General features: G+C 65.4%; 23 protein-coding genes and 1 other RNA gene. 16 read left to right on the top strand and 8 right to left on the bottom strand.

Annotated features, from left to right (window positions below):
- Positions 1-45: 45 nt before the first annotated feature.
- Positions 46-822 carry a DUF2147 domain-containing protein gene (locus ACXJMY_RS27230; RefSeq protein WP_456622432.1) on the bottom strand — a complete coding sequence of 259 codons (777 nt, stop codon included), beginning with the start codon at positions 820-822 and terminating at the stop codon, positions 46-48.
- 191 nt (positions 823-1,013) lie between these two features.
- Here ACXJMY_RS27230 and ACXJMY_RS27225 point away from each other — a divergent pair, with 191 nt between their 5' ends.
- The 3 genes from ACXJMY_RS27225 (at position 1,014) to ACXJMY_RS27215 (ending at position 4,171) form a co-directional block, all read left to right on the top strand.
- Complete coding sequence (locus ACXJMY_RS27225) at positions 1,014-1,946, top strand: DUF2147 domain-containing protein (RefSeq protein ID WP_456622431.1); 933 nt, start codon at positions 1,014-1,016, stop codon at positions 1,944-1,946.
- A gap of 326 nt (positions 1,947-2,272) precedes the next feature.
- Positions 2,273-3,490: an extensin family protein gene (locus ACXJMY_RS27220; protein ID WP_456622430.1), complete on the top strand. Its 1,218-nt coding sequence runs from the start codon at positions 2,273-2,275 to the stop codon at positions 3,488-3,490.
- A gap of 99 nt (positions 3,491-3,589) precedes the next feature.
- A complete protein-coding gene (locus ACXJMY_RS27215; protein WP_456622429.1) occupies positions 3,590-4,171 on the top strand; it encodes a histidine phosphatase family protein in 582 nt (193 codons plus the stop codon).
- A gap of 18 nt (positions 4,172-4,189) precedes the next feature.
- Here ACXJMY_RS27215 and ACXJMY_RS27210 read toward each other — a convergent pair whose 3' ends face one another.
- A complete protein-coding gene (locus tag ACXJMY_RS27210; RefSeq protein ID WP_456622428.1) occupies positions 4,190-4,531 on the bottom strand; it encodes a DUF6665 family protein in 342 nt (113 codons plus the stop codon).
- A 54-nt stretch (positions 4,532-4,585) separates the two neighbouring features.
- Positions 4,586-5,221: a TetR/AcrR family transcriptional regulator gene (locus ACXJMY_RS27205; RefSeq protein ID WP_456622427.1), complete on the bottom strand. Its 636-nt coding sequence runs from the start codon at positions 5,219-5,221 to the stop codon at positions 4,586-4,588.
- Positions 5,222-5,416: 195 nt separating this feature from the next.
- On the opposite strand from ACXJMY_RS27205, the gene ACXJMY_RS27200 reads away from it, so the two are divergent.
- The 4 genes from ACXJMY_RS27200 to ACXJMY_RS27185 all read left to right on the top strand — a co-directional run bounded on the left by ACXJMY_RS27200 (position 5,417) and on the right by ACXJMY_RS27185 (position 12,158).
- Entirely contained in the window at positions 5,417-6,751 is a 1,335-nt protein-coding gene (locus ACXJMY_RS27200; RefSeq protein WP_456622426.1) for an HlyD family efflux transporter periplasmic adaptor subunit, read from the top strand.
- Between the two features lie 29 nt (positions 6,752-6,780).
- Positions 6,781-8,364, top strand: a complete 1,584-nt coding sequence (locus ACXJMY_RS27195; RefSeq protein ID WP_456622425.1) for a DHA2 family efflux MFS transporter permease subunit — start codon at positions 6,781-6,783, stop codon at positions 8,362-8,364.
- A gap of 529 nt (positions 8,365-8,893) precedes the next feature.
- A complete protein-coding gene (locus tag ACXJMY_RS27190) occupies positions 8,894-10,693 on the top strand; it encodes an ABC transporter ATP-binding protein (protein WP_456622424.1) in 1,800 nt (599 codons plus the stop codon).
- A 58-nt stretch (positions 10,694-10,751) separates the two neighbouring features.
- The gene (locus ACXJMY_RS27185; RefSeq protein ID WP_456622423.1) at positions 10,752-12,158 is read left to right on the top strand and encodes an MATE family efflux transporter; all 1,407 of its coding nucleotides are present in this window, start codon (positions 10,752-10,754) and stop codon (positions 12,156-12,158) included.
- A gap of 39 nt (positions 12,159-12,197) precedes the next feature.
- Here the strand turns inward: ACXJMY_RS27185 and ACXJMY_RS27180 are convergent, their stop codons facing one another.
- Positions 12,198-12,941, bottom strand: a complete 744-nt coding sequence (locus tag ACXJMY_RS27180; protein ID WP_456622422.1) for a sulfite exporter TauE/SafE family protein — start codon at positions 12,939-12,941, stop codon at positions 12,198-12,200.
- Between the two features lie 231 nt (positions 12,942-13,172).
- On the opposite strand from ACXJMY_RS27180, the gene ACXJMY_RS27175 reads away from it, so the two are divergent.
- Positions 13,173-13,433, top strand: a complete 261-nt coding sequence (locus tag ACXJMY_RS27175) for a hypothetical protein (protein ID WP_456622421.1) — start codon at positions 13,173-13,175, stop codon at positions 13,431-13,433.
- Positions 13,434-13,436: 3 nt separating this feature from the next.
- On the opposite strand, the gene ACXJMY_RS27170 is transcribed toward ACXJMY_RS27175, so the two are convergent.
- Complete coding sequence (locus ACXJMY_RS27170; RefSeq protein WP_456622420.1) at positions 13,437-14,807, bottom strand: aminotransferase-like domain-containing protein; 1,371 nt, start codon at positions 14,805-14,807, stop codon at positions 13,437-13,439.
- Between the two features lie 78 nt (positions 14,808-14,885).
- Between ACXJMY_RS27170 and ACXJMY_RS27165 the strand changes: the two genes are divergently transcribed.
- Together ACXJMY_RS27165 and ACXJMY_RS27160 are read left to right on the top strand one after the other, a co-directional pair.
- Positions 14,886-15,320 (top strand): DUF983 domain-containing protein, encoded by a 435-nt coding sequence (locus ACXJMY_RS27165; RefSeq protein ID WP_456622419.1) that lies wholly within the window; start codon positions 14,886-14,888, stop codon positions 15,318-15,320.
- A gap of 74 nt (positions 15,321-15,394) precedes the next feature.
- Positions 15,395-16,108: an alpha/beta fold hydrolase gene (locus tag ACXJMY_RS27160; protein WP_456622418.1), complete on the top strand. Its 714-nt coding sequence runs from the start codon at positions 15,395-15,397 to the stop codon at positions 16,106-16,108.
- A 185-nt stretch (positions 16,109-16,293) separates the two neighbouring features.
- Here the strand turns inward: ACXJMY_RS27160 and ACXJMY_RS27155 are convergent, their stop codons facing one another.
- Positions 16,294-17,322, bottom strand: a complete 1,029-nt coding sequence (locus tag ACXJMY_RS27155) for a transglycosylase (protein WP_456622417.1) — start codon at positions 17,320-17,322, stop codon at positions 16,294-16,296.
- A 194-nt stretch (positions 17,323-17,516) separates the two neighbouring features.
- Positions 17,517-17,948, bottom strand: an RNA gene (rnpB, locus tag ACXJMY_RS27150) — RNase P RNA component class A.
- Positions 17,949-18,096: 148 nt separating this feature from the next.
- Here rnpB and ACXJMY_RS27145 point away from each other — a divergent pair.
- The 3 genes from ACXJMY_RS27145 to ACXJMY_RS27135 all read left to right on the top strand — a co-directional run bounded on the left by ACXJMY_RS27145 (position 18,097) and on the right by ACXJMY_RS27135 (position 20,133).
- Complete coding sequence (locus tag ACXJMY_RS27145; RefSeq protein ID WP_027544654.1) at positions 18,097-18,447, top strand: YciI family protein; 351 nt, start codon at positions 18,097-18,099, stop codon at positions 18,445-18,447.
- 100 nt (positions 18,448-18,547) lie between these two features.
- Positions 18,548-18,898, top strand: a complete 351-nt coding sequence (locus ACXJMY_RS27140; protein ID WP_011089353.1) for a YciI family protein — start codon at positions 18,548-18,550, stop codon at positions 18,896-18,898.
- A complete protein-coding gene (locus ACXJMY_RS27135; protein WP_456622416.1) occupies positions 18,895-20,133 on the top strand; it encodes an RNA polymerase sigma factor in 1,239 nt (412 codons plus the stop codon). Before ACXJMY_RS27140 ends, ACXJMY_RS27135 begins: the two co-directional genes overlap by 4 nt.
- 113 nt (positions 20,134-20,246) lie before the next feature.
- Here the strand turns inward: ACXJMY_RS27135 and ACXJMY_RS27130 are convergent, their stop codons facing one another.
- Positions 20,247-21,026, bottom strand: a complete 780-nt coding sequence (locus ACXJMY_RS27130) for an N-acetylmuramoyl-L-alanine amidase (protein WP_456622415.1) — start codon at positions 21,024-21,026, stop codon at positions 20,247-20,249.
- Between the two features lie 523 nt (positions 21,027-21,549).
- Here ACXJMY_RS27130 and rsmH point away from each other — a divergent pair.
- The 3 genes from rsmH to ACXJMY_RS27115 are packed head-to-tail and all read left to right on the top strand — an operon-like array spanning position 21,550 to position 24,674.
- Positions 21,550-22,539 carry a 16S rRNA (cytosine(1402)-N(4))-methyltransferase RsmH gene (gene rsmH / locus ACXJMY_RS27125; protein WP_456622414.1) on the top strand — a complete coding sequence of 330 codons (990 nt, stop codon included), beginning with the start codon at positions 21,550-21,552 and terminating at the stop codon, positions 22,537-22,539.
- Positions 22,540-22,542: 3 nt separating this feature from the next.
- Positions 22,543-22,935, top strand: coding sequence for a cell division protein FtsL (ftsL, locus tag ACXJMY_RS27120; RefSeq protein ID WP_456622413.1), 393 nt, complete (start codon positions 22,543-22,545; stop codon positions 22,933-22,935).
- Positions 22,932-24,674 carry a peptidoglycan D,D-transpeptidase FtsI family protein gene (locus ACXJMY_RS27115; protein WP_456622412.1) on the top strand — a complete coding sequence of 581 codons (1,743 nt, stop codon included), beginning with the start codon at positions 22,932-22,934 and terminating at the stop codon, positions 24,672-24,674. The genes ftsL and ACXJMY_RS27115 overlap by 4 nt, the downstream gene beginning before the upstream one ends.
- Positions 24,675-24,677: the final 3 nt, after the last annotated feature.

The raw sequence follows: 24,677 nt of genomic DNA, 5'->3' as shown, positions 1-24,677 counted from the left end.
CCCGGGTTCGATGCTGCGCATCGCCCCGGGATGACACCTTCGGTGTCAGCTCACGCGCTTCCAGGTCTGGCCGCCGCAGAACATGCCGCCGAAGGCGCAGCCCTGCACGCGCATCGCATTCGGGCCCTTCATCGCGATCGTGGAGTCGTAGTTGCGGCCGGAGTCGGGATCGTGGATGCGGCCGCTCCACTTCGAGCCCTCGGGCTTCATGTTGATCAGGATGCGCGCGTTGGTCTTCTCGGCATAACCGCAGAGATTGGCGCCGCACTGTTCGACGCGGACATTGCCCTTGTTCTCTTCGGTCGCCCACACGCCGATCGGCGTGTTCGCAGCCGGGGCGGGCGCGGCGGCAATGGGAGCCGGCGCAACGGCGACCGGCGCGGGCGCGGCAACGGGGGCGGGAGCCGCAGCGGGCGCGGGCTGCGTCGTATTGTCGAAGCCGGCGGAGGGCGCGGCGGCGACCGTCGTGGCCGGCGCGGCAACCGCAGGCGCGGCCGGTGTGGTCGCCTGGGCCGGCGCCGGCTGCACTGGCTGCTGCTGCACCGGAGCCGGTGCCGGCTGCGCCGTCGTGGCCGGAGCCGGCGTGGTGTCGGTGTCATCGTCCTTGGAGCCAAGGCCGTTGAGGTTGATGTTGTTCAGCTTGATCGGCTTGTTCGACAGGCCCGGCGCGACGATGGTCACGCAGTCGAGCGAGGCGCAGTTGCGCGGCGTCTCGATGCGGATGTGCTGGCCCTCGATCTGGAACGAGATCGAATTGCCGGCATGGGCTGCGGCGGTCGAAGCGAGGAAGAGCGCGGTGGTCGCGATATAGAGCTTGTTCATGACAACCTCCCATAATTTCGTGGTCCCGATGACCTGAAGTCGGTGAACGACTGAACGTGGTTCGACCCTACGCCGGGCCCGTCCCGCCTTCTGTGACGGATGTCACAACGGCCTCGCACCCTTGGGTGAGCCAGCGCACATTCAGCCGCCATTGCTCTGCGTAACCTCGTCGCGACACTGAGGAGGCGTCGATGCCGCGGCTTGTGACTTCGCTTGGCACCTTGATCGCGCTGGCGGCGATGTCGCCCGCAGCCCAGGCCGGTTCCTATTCCTTCTCGGTCGGCGGCCATCGGTTCCATGTCGAGGCGCCGCGCAATTGCAGATCCACCTCCTGTGTTTCGATTTCCGATCGCAGCCTCCGGCCGACGGAAGATGTCAATACGGCACCGGCCCCGGCGCGCGCGCCAGTCGTCCAGGCGCCGCAGCCGGCCTGTCCGGCAGCCCCGGTGCGGCCGCCGCAGGCGACCGTGGCCGCGCCGCCACCAGTGCCGTCGGTCCCCGTCCTTGCCGCGACGACGTCGCAGCCCGTCGTGCCGCCGCCGGCGCCAAGAGCTGAGACGCCAAGGCTTGAGACATCAAGGCTCGATACATCAAGACTTGAGACATCAAGGCTCGAGGCGCCGGGTCCGAATCCGCCACGGATTGATCTGCAGCGCGTAGATCCGCCGAAGATAGTCACGCTCGATCCGCCGCGGATGGAGCCGCCGGCCATCGTGCCGGGGCCCGAGATGACGCAAACGGTACCGATCGCGCGGCGCGGCGACGACGAGCCGGCCTATTCGCCGCTCGGCGAATGGGAGAGCCCAGGTGCCAAGGGCACGGTTCGGATCGAGCGCTGTGGAGCCGCATTGTGCGGGTTCGCGCTCACTGAGGCGTCGAACAGGGGTGAGAGCGTGCTTGTCAACATGAAGCCGAAAACGCACGACGTCTGGACCGGCAGCATCTACAGCCGCTCCAGCGGCAGTACCTATTACGCGACGATGACGCTGAGAGGCTCTCGCACGCTCCACGTCGAGGCCTGTGCGCTTGGCCACCTCTGGTGCTCCGGCAATGACTGGACGCGGGTCGAGGAGCAGCGGGAGAAGCTGATCACGACATCGCGGCAGTGGAGTGCAAGGTCGTAGTTCTTTTTCGATCCAGGCACGCTGCCGTCGATGGATGCTGCTAGATCATGCCGAGCACGATGGCGCCGACGAAGGCCATAGCGAGGTACGCAGTAATAACGCTCAGTCTTCCGACGAACGTCATGACGTTGCTCCCTGGGATCGGTCTGTCTGTTCGCGCCGCTTTGCGCATAACAATTATGGTTAACAGAAAATCCTCCGCCAAAAAAGTCAGCCTTGCTGTCTCTCATCCGAAGCAATGATCGGCCGCGCGGGCCGACATGGTTAAGCAAAGCTGAAATCGACACGTTGAAGAGTCTTTAAGTAAATTCACCGAACGTGCGCGCATGACGCGCGGAGTTCGTTTGTATCTCGTCGGCTCCATCGTCCTTGTTTCGCTTGCGGGTTGCGGACGCGGCTTTTTCCAGGCCGAACGTGAACCGTGGCGGGCCGAGGCAGAAGCGGCATGCCTGAAATCGGGCGCGGTGAAAGAGAGCGCGGACATCGTCCGCATCGAGCCGATCTCCGGCCCCGGCATGTGCGGCGCCGAGTTCCCGCTGAAGGTCGCCGCCATCGGCGAAGGCTCCGCGAGCTATGGCTTCGCCGACGAGGAGTTACGCCCTCCGGGGAGCATCGGCAACCAGCCGCGCTGGCCGGTGACGCAGCCGCGACCGAATTATCCGCAAAGCCAGAACTATCCTTCATCCGCCTATCCGCAGCGCCAAAACTATCCCGAGAGCGCGGTGCGCCAGCCGTCCGGCTATGGCGCCTCATCCGGTCCGGTCTCGCTCAGCGCGCCCGGCGTGGCGCCGCAGGAGGACGAAATCGATCTGCCGCCCGAAGGCACCGATGCCGCGGGCGCGGCGCGCTACATGAATGCGCCGAGCTATCCGGCACGGCCGCCCGGTCCGGCGCCTTACTCGCAAGCGCCTGCGCAACAGCCGCTGCCGCGCCTCGGTCCTGCGCAGGGCAATGCGGTCACCGCCGTCGGCCCGGTCGCGGTGAAACCGGTGGCGACGCTGGCCTGTCCGATCGTGTCCGAGCTCGACCGCTGGTTCGCCGACACCGTGCAGCCGTCGGCGATGCGCTGGTTCGGCTCCCGCGTCGTCGAGATCAAGCAGATCTCCGCCTATTCCTGCCGCGGCATGAACGGCAATTCCCACGCCCACATTTCCGAGCATGCCTTCGGCAACGCGCTCGACATCGCCGCCTTCGTGCTCGCCGACGGCCGTCGCGTCACGGTGAAGGACGGCTGGCGCGGCATGCCGGAGGAGCAGGGTTTTCTGCGCGACGTGCAGTCGGGCGCGTGCGCGCACTTCACCACGGTGCTGGCACCGGGCTCGAACGTCTATCACTACGATCACATCCACGTCGACCTGATGCGCCGCGCCAGCCGTCGCCTGATCTGCCAGCCCGCCGCGGTCTCCGGCGAAGAGGTTGCCGGGCGGGCGCAGCAGCGCAATCCCTATGCGAACAGGCGCGATCCCTACGTCACCGGCTCGCTCGGTGCGCGCAAGAGCAAGCACGAGAAGATCAACGAGGAAGACGAGTTCGCCGACGATTAGTTGCGTGTTTTTTTGTAGCCCGGATGAGCGAAGCGATATCCGGGAACAGCCTTCCCGCATATCGCTTCGCTCATGCGGGCTACGATCGCGTCAACCGAAATGTCTATCGTCCGCTATCTCACCCATCCCCAGGTGCAAATCGATCCCGACGTTCCGGTGCCGCAATGGGGCCTGAGCCCGATCGGCCGCACGCGCACTGAAGCGCTGGCGCAGGCGAGCTGGCTCGCGAACACCACGCAGATCATCTCCAGCGGCGAGCGCAAGGCGATCGAGACCGCCGAGATCATTGCCGGCCAGCTCGGCATCCTGATCGAAATCCGCGAGGCCATGCATGAGAACGACCGCTCGGCGACCGGCTTCCTGAAGCCGGTCGAATTCGAAGCGGTGGCCGATCAATTCTTTGCGCAGCCGCATCTCAGCGTCCGCGGCTGGGAGCGTGCCATCGATGCGCAGGCGCGCATCGTGCGCGAGACCGAGGCGGTGCTGGCCCGCAATCATTCCGGCGACGTTCTCTTCGTCGGCCACGGCGCCGTCGGCACGCTGTTGTTTTGCCACACTGCCGGCCATTCCATCGATCGCCGCCACGATCAGCCCGCCGGCGGCGGCCACGTCTTTGCGTTCACGCGCGAGGCGCGCCAGATCCTGCACGGCTGGCGAAGACTGGAAGAGATCGGGGCCTAGCTCTACGGAGCCGGAAAGTCATTTCGAGGTTGGCTGCGACGGTGCGGGGACCAGGCCCATGCACCGCTGCACCTCGCCGGGGACGTTGTAGGTCCGCATGATGTGCTGGCTGTCGCGCAAGCCGGTCGCCTCACGTTGCACCACGAGCATCCAGAGCGCGTGGCCGGCTTCCATCACCAGCTTGCGCCTGGCCGGCTGCATCGACGCCGGAATGCCCGAGGGCGCGTGCGCGGCATCGAACTCGCGCAGGCGCGCGAGCGCCTGTTCCAGCGCGTGACCCATTCGTCCAAGCGCGGAGGCCTGTTCCTGGACGATCTCATAATGGAGGATATCGACGGGCGGGCGAAGATCACGAGACATGGCCCAAACATAATGCCGTGAGGCCGGCATGTGCAACGCGTCGCCCGCTTGCGGCTACTTCGCCCGGTACGCCGCCAGAAACATCCGCGTTGCGCTGTCGATCACCTCGGTCATGCGTTCTTCCGACGGCGCGGGTGCGGCCTGGAAGACGAAGGGCAGGAACAGCGAGGCCTTACACAGCTCCATGAACTGCGAGGCGGCAAGGTCGCAATCGTCGATCTTGAGTTCGCCCGAGGCGACATGGGCTTTGAGATAGTCGGAGAGCCGGTTGATGGTCTTGTCCAGCACGCGCGCATAGTAGCGGCGGCCGACGTCGGGCATGCGCTCGGCGATCGCCATCACGGTGCGGATCGCCGATCCGCCGCCGGGGCGGCAGAGCAGGTGGATGTAGGCCCGGCCGAACTCCTTCAGCGTGGTCTCGGCGTCGCGCGCGGGATCGAAATTGAACACGACCTGGCCGTGCTGGAGCGCCTCCTGCTCGAGGATGGCTTCGAACAGGGCGCTTTTGTCGGCGAAGTAGACGTAGAGCGTGCCCTTGGAGACGGCGGCCGCGCGCGCGATCTCGCCCATGCTGGCGCCGTCGAAGCCGAGATCCATGAACACCTTGCGGGCGCCGTCCAGGATCTGGCGGCGCTTGGAGCTGTCCTCCTCCGGGATGAGGTGCAGAGGTTCGCGGCTGGCTACAACCATTGGTTCAGGGTCTCGGAAGGTTTTTCGATCGGGTCCAGGGCCGAGAAACCCAAGTAAAGGATTCGGGGCCGTAGGGTCCAATGACGAAATAATGTAGATTGACCGAACGGTTCGGTCAATGATATTTAGATGAGCGAGAAGGGCAGGCCGCACGTCGGTCGTCCCCGATCGCGCTTTATTGTTGGGGAGGCCGTTATGGCCGTATCGAGAGACCAGGCTGCGCGCGTCCTTCGCCAGGAAGCGGTGGAAACGACGCCGGAGCAGGCGGGCAGTGAAGTTGCGGCCGAAAAATCCCCCGCGCTCGCCGAGCGGATGCGCTCTCATGTGGCCGAAGAGACCAAGCGCCGTGGCAACGAGGCGCCGGAGAAGCCCGTGACCGACAAGCCCGGCCCGGATGCACCCGCGCCCGGCGCGCCTCCCGCTGCTGCCGGCGCTGCCAAATCCGGCAAGCGCAAGTTCGTCCTGATGGGCATCGGCGTGGTGCTGGCGCTCGCGGCCGCGAGCTATGCCGGATACTATACGCTGGTCGGCCGCTTCTACGTCTCCACCGACGACGCCTATGTCCGCGCCAACAACACCATGCTGGGCGCGCGCGTCGCCGGTCACATCTCCTCGATCCTCGCCGGCGACAACTCGCTGGTGCGCGCCGGCGACATCGTCCTGCGCATCGACGACGGCGATTACAAGATTGCGGTCGATGCCGCCGCGACCCGGATCGCGACCCAGCAGGCCACCATCGATCGTATTGGCCGCCAGGTTGCCGCCCTCGACAGCCAGGTCGCGCAGGCCAAGGCGCAGCTCGTCTCCGCGGAAGCGGGTCTGAAGCGCGCCGATCTCGATTACGAGCGCCAGCAGGCGCTGAGCAGCAAGGGTTTTGCCTCGCGCGCCACCTTCGAAAGCTCGGAAGCCGGGCGCGACCAGGGCGCCGCCGCGGTCAAGGCCGCGCAGGCCGCCTATGATGTCGCCGTCAGCAATGTCGACGTCGCCAAGGCGCAGCAGGCCGAAGCACAGGCGCAGCTCGCCGAGCTCAAGACCACGCTCGCCAAGGCCGAGCGTGATCTCAGCTTCACCGCGGTGCGGGCGCCGGTCGACGGCACGTTCTCCAACCGCCTCGTCAGCGCCGGCGACTTCGTCGCGGTCGGCCAGCGGCTCGGCAACGTCGTGCCGCTCGACAACGTCTATATCGACGCCAACTTCAAGGAAACCCAGCTCAAGCGCATCCGCCCCGGACAGCCGGTGACGATCAAGGTCGATGCCTACGGGATGCGCAAGTTCACCGGCGTCGTCGACAGCATCGCGGCGGGCGCGGGCTCGGTGTTCACGCTGCTGCCGCCGGACAACGCCACCGGCAATTTCACCAAGATCGTGCAGCGCGTGCCGGTCCGGATCCGCGTGCCGAAATCGGTTGCCAAGCAGAACCTGCTCCGCGCCGGCATGTCGGTCTATGCGACCGTCGACACCAACAAGGGCGCGGCCGACGCCGACAGCGAGATCGATCTCGACGATCCCACCGCGATCCATCCGCAGTAGGCGCGCTTTCGGCGCTGCGAGGCCAGACCATGGCGAACGCCACGACTGCTTCACCTGAGATGATGGCGGCCCCCGCTTCGGAGCGCATCGCGCCGAAGCGGTTGTTCGCCTTCATCATCATGGTGTTCGGGATGTTCATGTCGATCCTGGACATCCAGATCGTCTCGGCCTCCTTGAGCGAGATCCAGGCCGGACTGTCCGCAAGCTCGAGCGAGGTCTCCTGGGTCCAGACCGCCTATCTGATCGCGGAAGTCATCGCGATCCCGCTGTCGGGATTCCTGTCGCGCGCATTCGGCACGCGGCTGCTGTTCGCGATCTCGGCCGCCGGCTTCACCATATCGAGCCTGCTCTGCGGCTTTGCCACCACCATCGAGGAGATGATCCTCTGGCGCGCGCTCCAGGGCTTTCTCGGCGCCGGCATGATCCCGACGGTGTTCGCCTCGGCCTACACCGTGTTTCCGCGCTCCAAATTCCACATCGTCGGTCCCATCATCGGGCTGGTCGCGACGCTGGCGCCGACCATCGGGCCGACGGTCGGCGGCTACATCACCGATCTGATGTCGTGGAACTGGCTGTTCTTCATCAACGTCGTGCCCGGCATCGCCATTACCTTGGGCGTGCTGGCGCTGGTCGATTTCGACGAGCCGCATTTCGAATTGCTCGATCGTTTCGACTGGTGGGGCCTGCTGTTCATGGCCGGCTTCCTCGGCACGCTGGAATACGTGCTGGAGGAAGGCCCGCAATATGAATGGCTGCAGGACACGTCGGTGGCGATCTGCGCCGCGGTCTGCGCCGTATCGGCGATCGCCTTCTTCTGGCGCGTCTTCACGGCAGCCGAGCCGATCGTCAATCTGCGCACCTTCTCCAACCGCAACTTTGCGGTCGGCTGCGTCCTCCAATTCTGCATCGGCATCGGCCTCTACGGCCTGACCTACATCTATCCGCGCTATCTCGCCGAGGTGCGCGGCTACAGCGCACTGATGATCGGCGAGACCATGTTCGTCTCGGGCATCACCATGTTCCTGGTCGCGCCGCTGGTCGGTCGTCTGATGGTGAAGATCGACATGCGCTACATGATCGCGTTCGGCCTCGTCGTGTTCGCGATCGGCTCCTACCAGATGACCTGGATCACGCGCGACTACGATTTCTATGAGCTGCTGATACCGCAGATCCTGCGCGGTGTCGGCATGATGTTCGCGATGGTGCCGACCAACAACATCGCGCTCGGCACGCTGGCGCCGGAGCGGGTGAAGAACGCCTCGGGCCTGTTCAACCTGATGCGCAATCTCGGCGGCGCCGTTGGCCTGGCCGTTATCAACACCGTGCTCAACAACCGCACCGACCTTCACATCACGCGCCTCCAGGAGCGCGTGACCTGGGGCAATGCGACCGCGACCGAAACCCTGACCATGTTCATGCAGAAGTTTCAGGGGCTCGGCGACGCCACGCTGATGGCGATGAAGCAGCTCTCCCAGCTCGTGCACCGCCAGGCCGTGGTGATGAGCTTCGGCGACGCCTTCTTCATGCTGACGCTGTTCTATCTCGGCCTCAGCCTGCTGGTCATGCTGCTGAACAAGCCGGCCTCGCTGGCGGGCGGCGGCGACGCGCATTAGACAGACACGCACTCGGTGTCATCGCCCGGCTTGACCGGGCGATCCAGTACGCCGAGGCAGTTGTGATTGAACCGAGAGGCCGCGGCGTACTGGATGCCCCCGCCGGATCCTGTCATCGGGCTCGCCGAAGGCGAGACCCGGTGGCGGGGCATGACGGCGGAGATTGAGGCAGCGGCGATGCGCACCAAATTTGCAACACTCGCGCGTGATCTCGCGCGAGCCCCGTTGCAAATCGCAAACGACACATCTATAAAGCGCACCTCATTGAAGCCAACCGGGGAGGGATTTGCATGATTTCGTCGCATTCGCAGATCGTACGCCCGCGCTCGATGATCGCCTGGTTCGGTATGTACGCGGCCTGCTAGAGGCCTCTTCCGCCAGCTTCGATTGCGCCAAGGTTTCGACCAGGCGTCCCGATCGCTTCACTTCCCAAGTCAAAGCCAATCTTGAGTGACGCCGTCCCGGCCCGCGCGGCCGGTTTGCGTCCATCGATGGAGCCGGACCGCGTCATCAGCGGCCGGATGATGTCATGACCGATCTCTCAAAAAAGCCCGCGGCGATACGCGTGGTGCTGCCTTTCGTATTCCGGCACTGGCTGAAGCAGCCGGGGCGCGGGCTCGTCGTCGCCGGAGGCCTGCTGGGTGCGACTGTTGCCGACCTGTTCATGCCGGTATTCTCCGGACAGCTGGTCGATGCGCTGACGCGTGGCTCGTCCGATCCTGACGCGCGCCATGCCGCCCTGGTCGCCTTCGGCGCCATCGTTGCGCTGGGCGCGGCCTCCGTGGTGCTGCGGCTGACCGGCCTGCAGGCGATCGTGCCGTTTACGCTCAAGACGATGTCGGACGTCGCAGAGGGTGCCTTCAGGCGCGTGCAGCGCTTCTCGACCGACTGGCACGCAAACTCCTTTGCAGGCTCCACGGTGCGCAAGATCACGCGTGGCATGTGGGCGCTCGACCTGCTCAACGACACCATCCTGATGGCGTTGGCRCCATCGCTGCTGGTGTTGATCGGCTCGATGGTCCTGATCGGGATGCACTGGGTCTCGCTCGGCCTGGTAATCGCGGTGGGAGCGTTTTTCTACGTCGCCATCACCGTGGTGTTCTCGACGCGCTACATCGCGCCGGCCGCACGAATCTCCAACGCCTGGGACACCAAGGTCGGCGGCACGCTGGCGGATGCGCTGACCTGCAATGCGGTGGTGAAGTCGTTCGGCGCCGAAACGCGCGAGGACGGGCGGCTCGCCCGCGTCATCAACCGCTGGCGCGTGCGCGTGCGGCGGACATGGCTGCGCTACAACTACACGGCCATGGCGCAGCTCTCGCTGCTGCTCGCCTTGCGCGCCTCCGTGATCGGCGGCTCGGTGCTGTTGTGGATGTCCGGGCACGCCTCGCCGGGCGACGTCACCTATGTGCTGACCAGCTACTACGTCATCCACGCCTATTTGCGCGACGTCGGCATGCACATCAACAACCTACAGCGCTCCGTCAACGACATGGACGAGCTGGTGGCGATCCATGACGAGCCGATCGGAATTGCCGATGCCGTCGACGCGCGGCCGATCGCGATCGAGGGCGGCGAGATCGCGTTCGACGACGTCACGTTCCATTATGGCGGCCATCGCGAGCCGCTGTACGACGGTCTGTCGGTGACGATCCGCGCCGGCGAACGGGTCGGTCTCGTCGGCCGCTCCGGCTCCGGCAAGACCACCTTCGTCAAGCTGGTGCAGCGGCTCTACGACGTCACCGGCGGCCGCATCCTGATCGACGGCCAGGACATCGCGCTCGCCACGCAGCAATCGCTGCGCAGCCAGATCGCGATCGTGCAGCAGGACCCGATCCTGTTCCACCGTTCGCTCGCCGAGAACATCGCCTATGGCCGGCCCGGGGCCAGCCTCGAGGCGATCGAGCAGGCGGCGCGGCTCGCCAACGCGCACGACTTCATCCTGCGCCTGCCAAAGGGGTACGGCACCCTCGTCGGCGAGCGCGGCGTCAAACTGTCGGGCGGCGAGCGGCAGCGCGTGGCGCTGGCGCGCGCGTTCCTCGCGGACGCGCCGGTGCTGATCCTGGACGAGGCGACCTCGAGCCTCGACTCGGAATCGGAGGCGCTGATCCAGCAGGCGATGGAGCGGCTGATGAAGGGCCGCACCTCGATCGTGATCGCGCACCGGCTGTCGACGGTGCGCAGCCTCGATCGCATCCTGGTGTTCGACCGCGGCGCGATCGTCGAGCAGGGCACCCATGCCGTGCTCGCCGGAAAGCCCGGCGGCATCTATCGCGGCCTGTTCGAGCGCCAGGTGGTGGAGCTCGGGCACGTCGCAGCAGCGGAATGAGAGGCGCGCGGCAGCGGGGCCAACGTCCCGATGCCACGCCGCCAGAGGATGGAATGACATGAAAGACCTGACGAACGGCTCCATCGTGAGACACATCCTGGCCATGACGCCGCCGATCATGGCAGGCATGATCTCGATCATGATCTGCCAGCTGGTCGATCTGTATTTCGTGTCGGGATTGGGCGATGCCGCGGTCGCGGGTGTCGCGGCGGCCGGCAATGCCGGCTTTCTCGTCAACGCGCTGATGCAGGTGCTCGGCGTCGGCACGGTGGCGCTGATCGCGCATGCCGTGGGACGCAAGGATCGGCTGGATGCCAATTTGATCTTCAACCAGGCGATCGTGCTGTCGGTGCTGTTCGGACTGTCGACCCTGGTGGCGGGCGCCGCGCTGTCGCACCTTTACATGCGTTCGATTGCCGCGGACCAGGCCACGATCGAGGCGGGAACCACTTATCTGTTGTGGTTCATGCCAGCGCTCGCGCTGGAATTCGTCATGCAGGTGACGGCATCCGCGCTGCGCGCGACCGGCATCGTGCGCCCCGCCATGTTGGTGCGGGTCCTCGCGGTCATCATCAACATCGCGCTGGCGCCGGTGCTGATCTCGGGATGGGGGACCGGCTACGCGCTCGGCGTTGCCGGTGCGGGCCTGGCAAGCTCGATCGCGGTGTTGATCGGCGTGCTGATGCTGCTGGCGTATTTCCGCAAGGTCGAGCGCTATGTGGCCTTCAATCCGGCGCAGTGGCGTCCGCAGGCGCACCATCTGAAGCGCATCCTCAATGTCGGCCTGCCTGCCGGCGGCGAGTTCGCGATGATGTTCATCTTCATGGCGGTTGTCTATTTCGTGCTGCGCGATTTCGGCGCGGCGGCGCAGGCGGGCTTCGGGATCGGACAGCGCGTTTTGGCCCTGATCCAGATGCCGGGGCTTGCGGTTGCGCTCGCCGCCGGGCCGATCGCCGGTCAGAACATGGGCGCGGGAAACGGCGAGCGCGTGCGGGAAACCTTCGTCAAGTCGGCGCTGATCACCAGCGTCGTGATGATCGGCTTCATGGGCCTTGCGCAGTTGAAGCCGGAGGTCTTGCTTGCCGGATTCTCGAACGACCAGGAAACGATGGCGATCGCCTTCCTGTTCCTGCGGATCATCTCGTTGAACATGGTGGCGCAGGGCCTGATCTTCACCTGCTCGAGCATGTTCCAGGGGCTCGGCAATACCAAGCCGGTGCTGTGGAGCTCGGCCACGCGCGTCTTCACCTATTCGCTGCCGGCGATCTGGCTGTCGACGCGTCCGGGCTTCCGCATGGAGTACGTCTGGTACCTGTCGATCGCGGCGACCACGCTCCAGGCGGGCCTGAGCGTTTGGTTGTTGCGCCGCGAATTCAGGAAGCGGCTCGTGCCGGTCCCGCGGGACGAGGCCCCGGAGCAAGTGGAAGCTGAACCTGTCGCGCCTCCCGCGCGTGCGCCTGCGTAGCGACAGTCACGGCTCCCGCCAGTATGTGGCGCCGTGGGGCTAATGCGCGCCAAAGCTGTTCCAGACGAGACCGATGCCCGACAGGAACAGCAGGCCGAGCACGACATCGCCAAAATGCTTGTCGCTCAGCGCGTGATAGACGCGCGCGCCGGCCCATGCGCCGATCAGCGTTCCCGGAAATGCGACCAGCGCCAGCCAGACCACCTTCAACTCGACGAGACCTGACGCCGTCTGCAACACCAGCGCGGTCGCGAGCACCGTGAAATTGAACAGCTGGAAGATGCCGCGCCGCTCGTGCTTGTTCCAGCCGCGGATGTTGGCCCACAGGATCGGCAGCGGCCCCGACAGTCCGGCAAGGCCACCGAGAATGCCACCGGCAAAGCCGATCGCGCCGTCGGCGATCCGGCCGCCGGACTTGATGGCGAGCGGCCTCTTGTTGAGGTAGAGCGCGGTCGAGAAGATCAGGAGCAGCACGCCGACGCTCAGCTTGAACACTCTTGGATCGGCGGAGGCGACCAGCATGGTCCCGAGCGGCACGCCGATCAGTCCTCCGATCAGGAACGGCCACACCAGCGACAGGTCGAAACTCTTCCACATCGACGGCAGCGTCGAGGTCTGTGCTATCACCGAGCAGATCAGCACCAGAGGCACCGCGAGCGAAGGCGGCAGGACGTAGAGCCAGATGCCGAGCGCCATCAGCGCCGTGCCGAAGCCGGCCAGGCCCGAAACGAAGCCGCCGGCCAAGGCGCCAAACAGCAGCAGCGCGTAACTGAGTGTTTCCAACAGATTGTCCTTGTCGCAATGGGCGATCCCGAACTGTTGATCGCTACCGCCCGCATAGCACAGCTGCGGCCGTGCCGGTCAAATCCAGGCCCCACGCAAGCGTGATCCCCACCGGTCGGGCTTTCGCGAAAGACAGGCCTACATGATGGTCGTACTTCAATCTGGGGGCCCGCCCGACGCCATCATGCGCTCCGATTGGCCTGTCCCCGAATGAGATGGTGGAGAAAGACCATGACCCGCACGAAGATCGCCGTTGCGGCCGCGCTGCTGTCGGCGGCGGCCGTGATGCCGACCATGGCGCAGGCGCAGTTTTCCGAGCCTGCGGCCTATCAGGCCGCCCATCCCGACCGCGACGTGCTCAATGGCGGCCAGCTCACGCCTGCGGGGCGGGCGGCCCGTGGCGAGACGGTGGCACCGAGCGAGGCCTATGCGGCCTATCCGTCAGGCGTGACGCCGGTCATTCGCTCCCGCCATCGGCGCCAGCATCAATAGTTTCTAGACGATCTGCCTGGTGTCGGCGGGCCTGTGCAGCGCGCCGACGAGGATGCGTAGCGCCTCCGTCAATTCCGATCGATTGCGCGCCGCGCCGAGCGAGACGCGCGCGGCATGTGGCGGCGTCCCATCGACCGCGAAGGCGTCGCCGGCCACGACCGCGAGCCCATTGCGCAACAGATGCGCGGCGACATCGGGCCGGCCATCCGGCAACCGCAGCCACAGATGATGGGCGGCTGGCTTCGCCTGGAATTGAAAGCCCTTCAGCGCGCGTTGTGCCAGTTGCTGGCGGCCGACGGCCTCGTTGCGGATGGCGGTGATGATGCGGTCGGCGATGCCGCTCTCGAGCCAATGCGTCACCAGCGCGACCATCAGCGGCGCGGGCATTTGCACGGTGGCCTGCAAATAACTCCGCATCTCCTGCTGCGCGCCGTTGTCGGGCGTCAGCAGATAGGCCACGCGCAGCGCCGGCGCGATGCATTTTGACAGCGTGGTCGCCAGATAGGTTCGCTCCGGAATGAGGTTGGCGATCGGCGACGCCGCGCGATCGAGCAGCCCGTAGGCGTCGTCCTCGATCAACGTGGTATCTGCATCGCGGATGATTTTTGCGATCGCACCGCGCCGTTCGGCGGACAGCGTCGCGGTGGTCGGATTGTGCAGTGTCGGAATCAGATAGACGGCCTTTGGCTGATGCACCCGACAGGCCTTCGCCAGCGCATCGGGAACAACACCGCCGTCATCCATCGCGACGCCGACGAGCTTGACGCCGAGCCGCGCCGCGGCCGCCTTGATGCCCGGGAAGGTGAGGGCCTCCGTCAGCACGATGTCGCCGGGCCGCGCGAGATGGGCGAGCAGGTTGAACAGGATTGTCTGCGCGCCCGGAAAGATCACGAGCCGGTCGGCATGCGCATGCGGAGCGCGGGCGCGCATCCAGCGCGCCGCGACCTCGCGCTCATGCGCGCTGCCGCCGGGCGGCTGATAGTTGAGATGTGCGGTCAGGCCCGATTGGGCGCGGATGGCCTCGAGGCCTGCGATGATGCGCTCGTCGAGCTGCGCCTCGAGCGGATGCGGCGGCACATTCATCGAGAGGTCGATCGCGACCGGATGCGGCAGGTCGACCGCGCGGCGCGCGCTGGTCTCCGACACGAACGAGCCCTGGCCGACCCGGGCCTCCATGATCCCGCGGCGCCGCGCCTCGGTATAGGCGCGCGTCACCGTGGTGAGGTCGATGCCGAGCGCTTTGGCGAGCGCGCGCTGGGTCGGCAATTGCTGGCCGCGCACCAGCCGGCCGGCGGCGATGTCGGCCTCCATGGCCTCGACGATGCGCTGGTAGCGCGGCCCGCTCAGCTCCGAGATTGTAGGGATCCAGTCCATGCAAATTCGGCCGTTTCCTTTGAATGTATGGATGCAAGATATTATTGTATGGATCATCGAAAAGGAAGAGGTGTGGTCATGGCCACCAATTCAGTCTCTCTCGCAAAGGCGATGTGGCGGGGTTTTCGCGGCAAGTGCCCGAACTGCGGCGAAGGGCATGCGTTCGGCCGTTTCCTCAAGGTCGCCGACGCTTGCGACCATTGCGGCGAGGAGCTGTTCCACCAGCGCGCCGATGACTTTCCGGCCTATCTCGTGATGGTCGTGGTCGGCCATCTCGTGGTGCCGGCGATCCTCGCGGTCGAGACCGCCTATGCGCCACCGGTCTGGCTGCAATTGGCGGTGTGGTTGCCGGTGACGCTGTTCGCGTCGCTCGCGCTGCTGCAACCGACCAAGGGCGCGATCGTCGGACTGCAATGGCAGCTCGGCATGCACGGCTTCGAGGCCAGCAAGCTGCGGCGCGAGGCCGGTCAGCTTGCACCCGTGCTCGTGAAGGCGAACACGCGCGCGGCCTGAACTCGCTCGCGGCGTTTACATCGCGCGGCCGGCCGCTACACTCCATCGTACAAGCAAGAACGATGGAAACGCCGATGGCCGCACGCGCGAAGACTTTTCTGCTCTGTCATGGCGCGTGGTCCGGCGGATGGGCCTGGAAGAAGATGCATCCGCTGATGGCGCAGGCCGGCCACCGCCTGATTGCGCCGACCTACACCGGGCTTGGCGAGCGTTCGCATCTCGCAAGTCCCGCGGTCGATCTCGACACGCATATCCAGGACATCCTCAACGTCATCAAGTTCGAGGACCTCAGCGACATCGTGCTGCTCGGCCACAGCTATGGCGGCATGGTCGCCACCGGCGTCGCGGACCGCGCGCGCGAGCGCGTGACGCAGCTGATCTATCTCGACGCCTTCGTGCCGCGCGACGGCCAGTCGCTGTTCGATCTCAACGAAAGCGGACGCGAGCCGATGCGCAGGGCAGCAAGCTCGGGCGACGGATATCGCATTCCGCCGAACCCGCCGCCGCCGGACACGCCGCAGGCCGATCTCGACTGGCTCAACGCGCGCCGCATCAACATGCCGATCCGATGTTTCGAGACGAAGCTCAAGCTCGAACACGGCGAGCCGGCAATGCCGCGCAGCTACATCTATTGCACGCGCATTCCGCCGGGTGACGTGTTCGGGCAGTTCGCGAAGCGGACGAAGAGCGAGGATGGCTGGCGCTATTTCGAGCTCGACGCGAGTCATGCACCGAATGTGACGGCGCCGGAGGCGTTGATGGCGGTGTTGGAGAAGATCGTCGGCTAAGGGCGTGTACTCATAAATCGAAGACGCCGTTTGACGTCCGCTATGCCTCTGATAGCAGCGCGAAAGCGGAACGTCGCAGGACTTCCGCGTTGGGCCACAAATGGACTTGATCTACCCAGCCGGGGCAGTTTCTCCATAGCGGCTAAAGGCAATGCAAGCGTGGCATGGCCCTGGCGACAACGGAATTATTGGCTCGCCGCCGCAGCAGCGGTCGCCACATATTTCGTGTAGAATTCAGCGACCCGGCCGCGCCACATGCCGACGAACGCCTCTGACGTCACGTTGTCCACCGATTTCCAGCTGCGCTTGAACGCGGGAAGTGCATTGCCCCAGATCGCGCGTTTGCACCACCTCTCGCCCTTCTCCTTGCCTTCGCCGGTGGCGCACATGGATTTCCAGGCGACGCGAGCGGGCCGGCTGATGTGCTCAGCGGCGCCTTCCCAGCCCTGCTGATGGATCAGGTAAAGATCGCTCATGTCCGGCGTCCGGTGCGTGATCCACTCGAACTGGACGCCTTCGGTAATGATTTTGTAGGCGGCCGCAACGGCGTTGTCCCGCGGGTTGCGAATCTGCCCGAAGCCGAACTTCCCGAACTCATACAAGCTCAGCTGAAACAGGCCGATATACGACCCTGTGCGTTGATTGGGGTTGAAACCGGATTCGATCTTGGCAACCGCCATCATGAAATTGAAATCGAGACCAAGCGCGTCGGAAACTCGCTTGATCTCTTCGGCCGGCGTTCCGACCGGAATGTCCTTGAACGCACGCAAGACGATCTCCGCCGGTTTCTCTGCGGGCGGCAGTTCGGACCAGACGTAGTAGATCAGATAACGGAAATCCTGCGTCGACGCCGCTTTCGGAGCATCGTTGGACGCATCGCGTTCTGCCGGCAGCGGTTGGACGATATCCTGTCCCAACGACGCCAATTTCGGCGCGACGGGTTCATCGGCGATCTCGGCTCCGGTGCTCAACGGCCCGGAACCTGCTGACGTCGCCGAGCCAAGCTCTGCTCTTTCTGCCCGAAGCGCCGCCGCAAGTCTGGCGGATGCCTCGGCGTACAAGGCAGGCGTCACCATGTACGCAGGAGCCATCATGTTCACTGCCGCTTCCGGCATGACATCCGGGTCCGTCGCGGCCGGTCTGTTTCCGCCGGCCAGATAAAGTCCCACGGATGCGATAACGCACACGATGCAGCTGGTCTGCAAAACCTTCATTGCCCGAAGTCCACGGATGGCTTCTGTACGAAGGGTGTTCGCATGTTTCCTGCGGCCTGTGGTCAGCCTCCTTTCGTAAAATCTTAAGGTTTAAATGTGGTGAACGAGGGCAGACTTTCTGCCTCTCCAAGCCAAAATGGTGAGGGGCCCGATGCGGTCAGCATCGAACCCCTCGTCACTTCCTGGTAAGTTAGGATATCAGCCGGCCTGTAAGCCGGGTTCTGTAAGGCACCGTCCGCTTGCGCGAACGATACGTGACGGCCATTCCTCTGGGACCATGTTTGCACATGGCCTCGAGCAACCTACCCGGACGGCGGGCCTGACATCGCCCCGCGGCGTTATCGCTTGCGCGAACAGCCCGCTTAAGCCGTCCCTATTCGGTTTTGCTCCCGGTGGGGTTTACCATGCCGGCTCCGTTGCCGGCGCCGCGGTGCGCTCTTACCGCACCTTTTCACCCTTACCTCGCCATAGCCCCGAAGGGCCGACGGCGGGCGGTTCGTTCTCTGTGGCACTTTCCCTGGGGTTGCCCCCGCCGGACGTTATCCGGCACCGTATGTCAAGGGAGCCCGGACTTTCCTCCCCGGCGGCCTTTCGGCACTTGCAAGGGCGGCCGTCCGGCCGACTGACGGCCTACGCATGGGCATTTGTGACGGTTTCGTCAAGCAGAGATCGTCGCGCACGCCGGCTGCAAATAATTTATCCTGAACATGTCGTTGGGCGTGGGTCCGGTTCGACTGGATGCGGGCAATCCAGCCGAGCAACAGGAGTTAAGCGATGCAGTATTTGCTGCTGATCTACCGGAACGAAGCTCAACAGAGCAAGATGGACCCCGCAGATTACCAGAAGCTGTTGGCGGAGTATTCCGCCTACACCCAGTCCATCGTCCAGAGCGGCAACTTCAAGGCCGGCGACGGGCTTCAGCCGACCTCGACTGCGACGACTGTTCGCGTTCGCGACGGCAAGATACTCGCGACCGACGGTCCCTTCGCCGAGACCCGCGAGCAGCTCGGCGGCTATTATCTCGTCGAGGCGAGAGACCTCGACGCTGCGATCGCAATGGCGGCGCGGATTCCCGGAGCCAGGGACGGATCAATCGAAGTCAGGCCCGTGATGATCTACAAATGATCTCGTCCGCTGATATCGAATAATCATCCCGAGGATGTCGTTTGATGTTGGCCCCGTTCGACTGGATGTCGGCAATCAAGCCGAACAACAGGAGTAAGCCATGCAGTACCTATTGCTGATCTACCGGAGCGAAGCGGAATTGAGCAAGATGACCCCCGCCGACCGTCAGGCGATGTCGGCAGAGTACGGCACTTATACGCAGTCCATCGTCCAGAGCGGCCATTTCAAGGCCGGCGACGGGCTTCAGCCGACCACGACCGCGACCACCGTGCGCGTGCGCGATGGCAAGACCCTGACCACCGACGGTCCGTTCGCCGAGACCCGCGAGCAACTCGGCGGCTACTATCTGGTCGAGGCCAAGGATCTGGACACCGCCATTGGGCTGGCCGCGCGGATTCCCGGGGCCAAGGAGGGATCCATCGAGGTCAGGCCGGTCATGATCTACAAGTGATCTGTCCTGCCGACATCGCTCGGATTTTTCGCGACGAGGCGGGGCGGGTGCTTGCCACGCTGATCCGCCTCGTCGGCGATTTCGATCTCGCCGAGGACGCACTCCAGGATGCCTTCGCGGTCGCGCTCGAACGCTGGTCGGCGGGCGAGGTGCCCGACAATCCGCGCGCCTGGCTCGTCAATGTCGGTCGCAACAAGGCGATCGATCGCATCCGGCGGCAGGCCGTGTTCCGCGGCAAGCAGCGGGCGCTGGTGCATGAGCTCGAGCTCAACGCTCAGGCGCCCGACGAGCCTCCGGCGACGCTTGATGACGATATGCTGCGGCTGATCTTCACGTGCTGCCATCCAGCCTTCGCCATCGAGGTCCAGGTCGCGCTGACGCTGCGCACCGTCTGCGGGCTGTCCATGGCGCAGGTCGCGCGCGCCTTCCTCGTCGGCGAGGATGCGATGGCGCAGCGCCTCGTCCGCGCCAAGCAGAAGATCAGGCTCGCCGGCATTCCTTATGAAGTGCCCGAGCACGCCGCGCTGGCGCCGCGGCTCAACGGCGTGCTCGCGGTGATCTATCTCGTCTTCACCGAAGGCTATGTTGCGACCTCGGGCGCGGATTTGATGCGGCCCGATCTCGCCGCCGAGGCAATCCGGCTCGGCCGGTTGCTTGACCGGCTGATGCCGGATCGCGCCGGGATCAAAGGCCTGCTCGCCTTGATGTTGCTGCATGATGCGCGCCGCGCCGGGCGCGAGACCGCGGCCGGCGACGTCGTGCTGCTGGAAGAGCAGGATCGTTCGCTGTGGAATCGCGTGCAGATCGAGGAAGGTCTGCGTCTCGTGGACGACGCGCTCCGCGTGCCCGGCCGCCCGCAGCCCTATGCCGTGCAGGCCGCGATCGCCGCGCTGCATGCCCGTGCGCCGAGCTACGAGCAGACCGACTGGCCGCAGATCGCCGGCCTCTACGAGGTGCTCTTGCGCATCAATCCGTCGCCGGTGATCGAGCTCAATCACGCCGCGGCCGTCTCGATGGTCGATGGTCCCGCGCGCGCGCTCGATCTCGTCGATGCGATCGCCGCGCGCGGCGGGCTCGACGGCTACGCGCTGTTGCCGGCGGTGCGTGCGGATCTGCTGCGGCGACTGGAGCGCAAGGAAGAGGCGCGCGCGGCCTATGTCGCCGCGACGGCGGCGACGCAGCTCGAGCCGCTGCGGCGGCTGTATGCGCGAAGGATGAGGGAGATGGACAACTAGCACCGTCATTCCGGGGCGATGCGAAGCATCGAGCCCGGAATCTCGAGATTCTCAGGTGCGCAATTGCGCACCATAGCTCGCACTTCGTGCGCCCCGGAATGACGGCTACGCCGTCACTTCGTCGCCACCACCGTCTCCGTCGGCAAACTCGCCAGCAGCGCCTGCAAGGTTGACAGCGTCGAGTGATCCGCGACCCCGTCCAGCCGGGCCGGGCGGAAATGGCGCTGGAAGGCGGTGACGACTTCCATGGTCGCGGCGTCGTATTTGCCGGTCAGTGGCACGCCGTAGCCGTATCGTGCCAGCGCCTGCTGCAGGCTCAGCACCTCGTCGCTGATGGTGCCGAGCATCAGGCTTTCGCCGCGCACGACGGGTGCGGGCGTCACCCAATGACCAACGCCGGAATTGGCCAGCGAATGCCACGGAAACTTTTCGCCGGGATCCTTCTTGCGCGCGGGCGCCACGTCGGAATGGCCGAGCACCCGGTGCGCCGGCACCTTGCGGCGAAGCATGATGCCGCGGCACAGCGCGATCACGGCCGCGATCTGGCGCAGCGGAAACTCGGGATAGCCCCAGTCGTGGCCGCGGTTGACGATCTCGATGCCGATCGAGCAGGAGTTGATGTCGTCCTCGCCGGCCCAGGCCGACACGCCGGCGTGCCAGGCGCGCTTGACCTCCTGCACGCATTGCACGATGCGGCCATCCTCGAGCACGACGTAGTGCGCCGACACCTCGGTGCCGGCGGAGCAGAGCCGCGCCAGCGCGCCCTCGACGTCAGGCATGCCGGTATAGTGCAGGACGATCATGTCCGGCTGCCGTCCCTTGCTGCGGTCCCCATAGTTCGGCGAGGGGATGATGTCCGACACGATGGAGGAATCGGGGTCGAACGTCCGCATGCCCGCCACCGTCTTGGGAACCGGGAGAACGCGTTGGCGCTTCGAATCAGATCCAGGTGACACGGACAAACCGGACGGCATGAGCAGCTCAAGTCGGGCAGGGACAGAAAGACAAGCCCTTCTCTTTACTATTCCTTTACCCGTCGGCGGGCGCAATCGCGCGGCGCGGTTAACGGGTGCATTTTGCGCTCTGTGTGTGGATGAAGCATCACCACCGGCGACCTTTTCGACTTGTAATCAGCCGATCAACGCTTTCTTAACGCTAAGGGCCGTTACTGAGAGGTGAAGAGCCGACCCGCGTCCGGAGGCGGCCAAGGCGTTTTTGGCTCGAAATCCCATGGCTGCCCGACAAATTCCACTGGGAACACTGGGTTTGCGGCCGGGGACGACCGGGCTCGGCAACCGTTCTGGACGAGGATTTGGTCGTGGAACCGCCGCGACGCGGAATCATTCGAGGCGTTATGGGCTTGTTCGCCCCCGATTTAACCTGGACGTTCATTTGGGCGTTCGCCGGGCGTGGCGCATGAACTCGGTTCCGCACATCCCTGTTCTCGGCCGTGAGGCCATCGACCATCTCGCACCGCGCGATGGCGGTCTCTATGTCGACGCCACCTTTGGCGCCGGGGGCTACAGCCGCGCCATCCTCGACGTGCCGGGAACCCGCCTGATCGCAATCGATCGCGACCGGACGGCGATCGCAGCCGGTTCCGAACTGGTCGAACGCTTCGCCGGCCGGCTGACGCTGGTCGAGGACCGCTTCTCCAATCTCGCCGAAGTCTGCGCGGCGCAAGGCGTCGATGCCGTCGACGGCGTCGTAATGGATGTCGGCGTCTCCTCGATGCAGCTCGACCAGGCCGGCCGCGGCTTCTCGTTCCGCCTCGACGGTCCGCTCGACATGCGGATGGGGCAGGCGGGACCGACCGCCGCCGACGTCGTCGCGCGCGCTTCGGAAGCCGATCTCGCCGACATCATCTATCTCTTCGGCGAGGAGCGGCATTCGCGCCGCGTCGCCCGCGCCATCGTGGCGGACCGGCAAGAGACGCCGTTCACGACCACGCGCGCGCTCGCCGAACTCGTCGGAAGGGTCGTGCGCTCCAAGCCCGGCGACATTCATCCCGCGACGCGGACGTTCCAGGCGCTGCGCATCTTCGTCAACGAGGAACTGGAAGAGCTTGCCACGGCGCTTGCCGGAGCCGAGCGCGTGCTCAAGCCGGGTGGGCGGCTCGTGGTGGTCTCGTTCCACTCGCTGGAAGACCGCATCGTCAAGAATTTTCTCGCCGAGCGGTCCAAAACCGGTGGTGGCTCGCGGCACCTGCCGGAAGTGGCGCAAACCGCGCCGAGCTTCGAGCTTCTGACGCGGCGGCCCGTGATCGCGGGCGAAGCCGAAGTTGCGCATAACCCGCGCGCCCGTTCCGCAAAACTGCGCGCCGCCGAGCGGACCGCCGCACCCGCGCATGACGACGGCGAGCCGTCGTCCTGGCCAAGACTCTCCGACGTGATGAGGGGGGGCTAGCGCATGCGCATCATCCACCTCTTCGTCATCGGCGCGCTGATCTTCGCGGCGGCCTATGTCTACCGGATCAAGATGGACTCCACGGCGCGCACCGAGAAGGTGCTGCGGCTGCACGCGGAAATCCGCGAGCAGCGCGATGCGATCGCGGCGCTGCGGTCGGAATGGGCCAAGCTCGATGCGCCCCTGCGCCTGCAGGGCCTCGCCGAGCGGCACCTGCCGCTGAAGCCGGTCAACGGCACGCAATATGATTCACTGAAGAACCTGCCGGAGCGTCCGCCGCGGATGTTCCGGCCGGGCGAGCCCGACCCGATCGGGGCCATGCTCAACACCATCGAAGCCGCGAGCGATCCCGATACGGTGACGGGCTCCGTGCCTCGGCCCGAGGACAAGCCATGAGCGCTGCGACTCCGGCCAAACCTGTGGAACCGTGGCGGCAGCGGCTGATCCGCAGTCTGCTCTACGGGCGCAACGTCGATCGCGCCGCGAAGGCGCGGGCGCGCGTCGGGCTCGCGATCCTCGCCTTCGCCGGGGTCTATGCGCTGATCGGCGGCCGGCTCGTGATGTTCGCGATCGGCGCCGACGCCCACAGCGCGCGGCGCGCCGCGGCGCAGGAGGTGGTCGCGACCGCGCGGCCCGACATCGTCGACCGCAACGGCGCGATCCTCGCGACCGACGTCAAGGCGTCGAGCCTGTTCGGCGAGCCGCGCCGCATCATCGACAAGGACGAGGCGATCGAGTTGCTCACCGCCACCGTGCCCGACCTCGACGAGGCCGAGGTGCGCGAGCGCCTGAAGACACGCAAGGGCTTCGTCTGGCTGAAGCGCGAGGTCACACCGAAGCAGCAGCAGGACATCCACAAGCTCGGCATTCCCGGCATCGGCTTCCTGCGCGAGAACAAGCGCGTCTATCCGACCGGCAACGAGGTCGCCCACCTCATCGGTCTCGTCAACATCGACAATCAGGGCATCGCCGGCATGGAGAAGTGGCTCGACAATCAGGGCCTCGCGGATCTCCACCGCGCCGGCTTTGCCACCGACCGGCTGCAAAAGCCGATCGAGCTGTCGATCGATTTGCGCGTCGAGCACGCGCTCCGCGACGAGCTGCTCAAGGCCAAGGACAAGTTCCACGCCAAGGCAGCCTCCGGCATCGTCTCCAACGTCAAGACCGGCGAGATCGTGGCGATGGTCTCGTTGCCGGACTTCGATCCCAACAATCCGAAGGAAGCGCACGATCCCGACCGCATCAACCGCCTGACCACAGGCGTCTACGAGATGGGCTCGACCTTCAAGGCGTTCACGCTGGCGATGGCGCTCGACTCCGGAAAGATCAATTTGAACTCGTCGTGGGATGCACGCGGAAACCTGCACTACGGCAAGTTTACCATTCACGACAGCCACTCGCTCGGGCGCTTCATCAACACCAAGGAAGTGTTCACCTATTCGTCCAACATCGGCGCCGCCCGGATCGCACTTAGCCAGGGCGTCGAGGCGCACAAGGCGTTCCTCACCAAGATGGGCCAGTTGACGCGGCTGCGTACCGAACTGCCGGAGAGCGCGGCTCCGCTGGTGCCGCGCCGCTGGGGTGAGCTGAACACGGTCACCATCGCGTTCGGTCAGGGCCTGTCGGTCGCGCCGCTCCAGGCGGTGATGGGCATCAACGCCCTGATGAACGGCGGCTATTTGATTCCGCCGACCTTCATGAAACGCAGCGAAGACGAAGCGCGGGCGATGGCCAAGCGCGTGATCAAGCAGGAGACCAGCGACAAGATGCGGTATCTGATGCGGCTCAATGCCGAAATCGGTACTGCCAAATCCGCCGACGTGAAGGGCTATTATGTCGGCGGCAAGACCGGTACGTCCGAGAAGGTCATCAACGGCCGCTATGCCAAGAAGCGGGTGCTCAACTCCTTCACCGCGATCATGCCGTCCGACGATCCGAAATATCAGATTCTCGTCATGCTGGACGAGCCGCAGGCGTTGCCCGAGACGCATGGTTTCATCACCTCGGGCTTCAACGCGGTGCCCACGGGCGGCAAGGTGATCGAGCGGATCGCGCCGCTTTTGGGGGTCGAACCCCGGTTCGATCTGCCGCCGTCCGACCGCCTTATTCTTGCAGCATCCAGGGCAACCCAGTAATCA

Source organism: Bradyrhizobium sp. P5_C12, from assembly GCF_054049735.1.
The sequence above is the reverse complement of the archived record's forward strand: the minus strand, read 5'-3'. Positions and strand labels throughout refer to the sequence as shown.

Excerpts from the sequence above, each read along its gene's own strand:
- ACXJMY_RS27230 (WP_456622432.1), bottom strand. The coding sequence starts at position 822 with ATGAACAAGCTCTATATCGCGACCACCGCGCTCTTCCTCGCTTCGACC.
- ACXJMY_RS27225 (WP_456622431.1), top strand. The coding sequence starts at position 1,014 with ATGCCGCGGCTTGTGACTTCGCTTGGCACCTTGATCGCGCTGGCGGCG.
- ACXJMY_RS27220 (WP_456622430.1), top strand. The coding sequence starts at position 2,273 with ATGACGCGCGGAGTTCGTTTGTATCTCGTCGGCTCCATCGTCCTTGTT.
- ACXJMY_RS27215 (WP_456622429.1), top strand. The coding sequence starts at position 3,590 with ATGTCTATCGTCCGCTATCTCACCCATCCCCAGGTGCAAATCGATCCC.
- ACXJMY_RS27210 (WP_456622428.1), bottom strand. The coding sequence starts at position 4,531 with ATGTCTCGTGATCTTCGCCCGCCCGTCGATATCCTCCATTATGAGATC.
- ACXJMY_RS27205 (WP_456622427.1), bottom strand. The coding sequence starts at position 5,221 with ATGGTTGTAGCCAGCCGCGAACCTCTGCACCTCATCCCGGAGGAGGAC.
- ACXJMY_RS27200 (WP_456622426.1), top strand. The coding sequence starts at position 5,417 with ATGGCCGTATCGAGAGACCAGGCTGCGCGCGTCCTTCGCCAGGAAGCG.
- ACXJMY_RS27195 (WP_456622425.1), top strand. The coding sequence starts at position 6,781 with ATGGCGAACGCCACGACTGCTTCACCTGAGATGATGGCGGCCCCCGCT.
- ACXJMY_RS27185 (WP_456622423.1), top strand. The coding sequence starts at position 10,752 with ATGAAAGACCTGACGAACGGCTCCATCGTGAGACACATCCTGGCCATG.
- ACXJMY_RS27175 (WP_456622421.1), top strand. The coding sequence starts at position 13,173 with ATGACCCGCACGAAGATCGCCGTTGCGGCCGCGCTGCTGTCGGCGGCG.
- ACXJMY_RS27170 (WP_456622420.1), bottom strand. The coding sequence starts at position 14,807 with ATGGACTGGATCCCTACAATCTCGGAGCTGAGCGGGCCGCGCTACCAG.
- ACXJMY_RS27165 (WP_456622419.1), top strand. The coding sequence starts at position 14,886 with ATGGCCACCAATTCAGTCTCTCTCGCAAAGGCGATGTGGCGGGGTTTT.
- ACXJMY_RS27160 (WP_456622418.1), top strand. The coding sequence starts at position 15,395 with ATGGCCGCACGCGCGAAGACTTTTCTGCTCTGTCATGGCGCGTGGTCC.
- ACXJMY_RS27155 (WP_456622417.1), bottom strand. The coding sequence starts at position 17,322 with ATGAAGGTTTTGCAGACCAGCTGCATCGTGTGCGTTATCGCATCCGTG.
- ACXJMY_RS27145 (WP_027544654.1), top strand. The coding sequence starts at position 18,097 with ATGCAGTATTTGCTGCTGATCTACCGGAACGAAGCTCAACAGAGCAAG.
- ACXJMY_RS27140 (WP_011089353.1), top strand. The coding sequence starts at position 18,548 with ATGCAGTACCTATTGCTGATCTACCGGAGCGAAGCGGAATTGAGCAAG.
- ACXJMY_RS27130 (WP_456622415.1), bottom strand. The coding sequence starts at position 21,026 with ATGCGGACGTTCGACCCCGATTCCTCCATCGTGTCGGACATCATCCCC.
- rsmH (WP_456622414.1), top strand. The coding sequence starts at position 21,550 with ATGAACTCGGTTCCGCACATCCCTGTTCTCGGCCGTGAGGCCATCGAC.
- ftsL (WP_456622413.1), top strand. The coding sequence starts at position 22,543 with ATGCGCATCATCCACCTCTTCGTCATCGGCGCGCTGATCTTCGCGGCG.
- ACXJMY_RS27115 (WP_456622412.1), top strand. The coding sequence starts at position 22,932 with ATGAGCGCTGCGACTCCGGCCAAACCTGTGGAACCGTGGCGGCAGCGG.